We start from the raw sequence: 1,651 nt of genomic DNA, 5'->3' as shown, positions 1-1,651 counted from the left end.
CTCCTGATGGAGTACGACCGCCGGGCGAACGGCGCCACGCTCCAGGGCGCGGTCCAGGTGCCGGTCATGTACGACAGCATCTTCGCGGCGCCCACCGAGAAGCCGGCCGACGGCACCTTCGAGTACCGCACCGTCTGGCGCCTCGGCAAGCCGACCCTGGACGTGCGGGGCCTCGGCGAGGTCGTCGCCCAGCCCGGCGGCACCGTGACCGACGGCCGCAGCAGGCTGCGGCTGGTGGACGCCGGGGGCGGCACGGCCGCCGAGTACGCGGGCAAGGACGTCAAGGGCAAGGCGGTCGTCGTGCGGCGGGCCGCGGACTCCGGTGTGACGCCCGCTGAGCTGGGCCAGGCCGCCCAGGACGCGGGCGCGAAGGCGCTGTTCGTGACCGACGACGTGCCGGGGCGGCTCAACGCCTGGTTCGGCACGGACGACAACGCCGACCGGCCGCTGACGATCGGCACGGTCGACGCGGCGGACGGTGCGCGGCTGCTCGCGGCGGCGAAGGCGGGCCGGACGGTCCAGACGACGGCGACGTCCCGCACGCCCTATGTCTACGACGTGTCCGAGGGCCACAAGGGTGCCGTGCCCCGCGACCTCACGTACGAGCCGTCGAAGCGCGACCTCGCGGTGCTCGACACGAAGTTCCACGCGGTGAAGCCGGTGGCGGGCGGCGAGTTCCGCTACTCGCTGACGGACACCTTCTCCGTCGGGTTCGGCTTCCAGGAGAAGATCGACTACCCGGTCGAGCGCACGGACTACGCGTCCACGGGAGCCGGTCAGCTGTGGCACGAGTCGGTGTCCGTCGGGCCCGGCGCCCTGGAGGAGCGCAGCGGCCTGGTCGGCTACCGGGGCGGCAGGCACGGCGAGCTGAACTGGTTCAAGCCCGTGTGGCACCCGTGGCTGGGCACCGGGCTCGGCTGGGGCCAGACGCGGACCGGCAACAACCTGGAGTTCAACGTCCCCGGCTGGGGCGATTCCGGACCCGATCACACGGGATTCGGCGACGTGTGGAACGACGACTCGATGACGCAGGTCAGCGAGGTCTACGCGGACGGTGAGCTGGTCGACCGTAAGAAGAGCTCGGGTGTGTACGCGTGGGACGCGAATCCGGCGCCGACGACGTACAAGGTCGTCACGGACACGACGCTCGACCCGGGGCGGTGGCACCTGGCCACCAAGGGCCACTCGGAGTGGACCTTCGAGTCGAAGGAGACGCCGGCCGACCGCAAGACGTTCCTGCCGCTGCTGAACCTCGGCTTCGACGTGGACACGGATCTCGCGGGGAACGTCCGCGGCGGGCGCTCCGTGGGCGTCGGGATCTACGCCGAGTACGTGAAGGGGGCCGCCGGTACCGGAACCCCCGGGGGCGGAAAGCTGGAGGTCTCCTACGACGAGGGGAAGACCTGGCAGGGCGTCGGCCTCGACCGGGACGGCGGCAAGGCCGCGTGGGACGGGAAGCTGAAGGTGCCGGGATCCGCCGAGTTCATCTCGCTGCGGGCCTCGGCGAAGGATGACCGGGGCGGCTCCGTCACCCAGGAGATCGTGCGGGCGGTCGGGGTGAAGTAGCTCAGGGCCGCACGCGGCGGCGGCGGGGGCCCGGCCGGGCGGGGGGCCGGGCCCCCGCGATGCGCTAGGCCAGGAGGGAAAAAAA

At 72.2% G+C, this 1,651-nt stretch carries 1 protein-coding gene; it reads left to right on the top strand.

Going from position 1 to position 1,651, the window contains the following annotated elements:
- The coding region (locus tag ACQKIP_RS46900) for a PA domain-containing protein (RefSeq protein WP_427745811.1) at positions 1-1,566 on the top strand (1,566 nt) is incomplete at its 5' end.
- Positions 1,567-1,651 lie beyond the last annotated feature (85 nt).

Origin of the sequence: Streptomyces sp. NPDC059900 (genome assembly GCF_050270335.1) — a bacterium.
GTDB lineage: Bacteria > Actinomycetota > Actinomycetes > Streptomycetales > Streptomycetaceae > Streptomyces.
The sequence above is the reverse complement of the archived record's forward strand: the minus strand, read 5'-3'. Positions and strand labels throughout refer to the sequence as shown.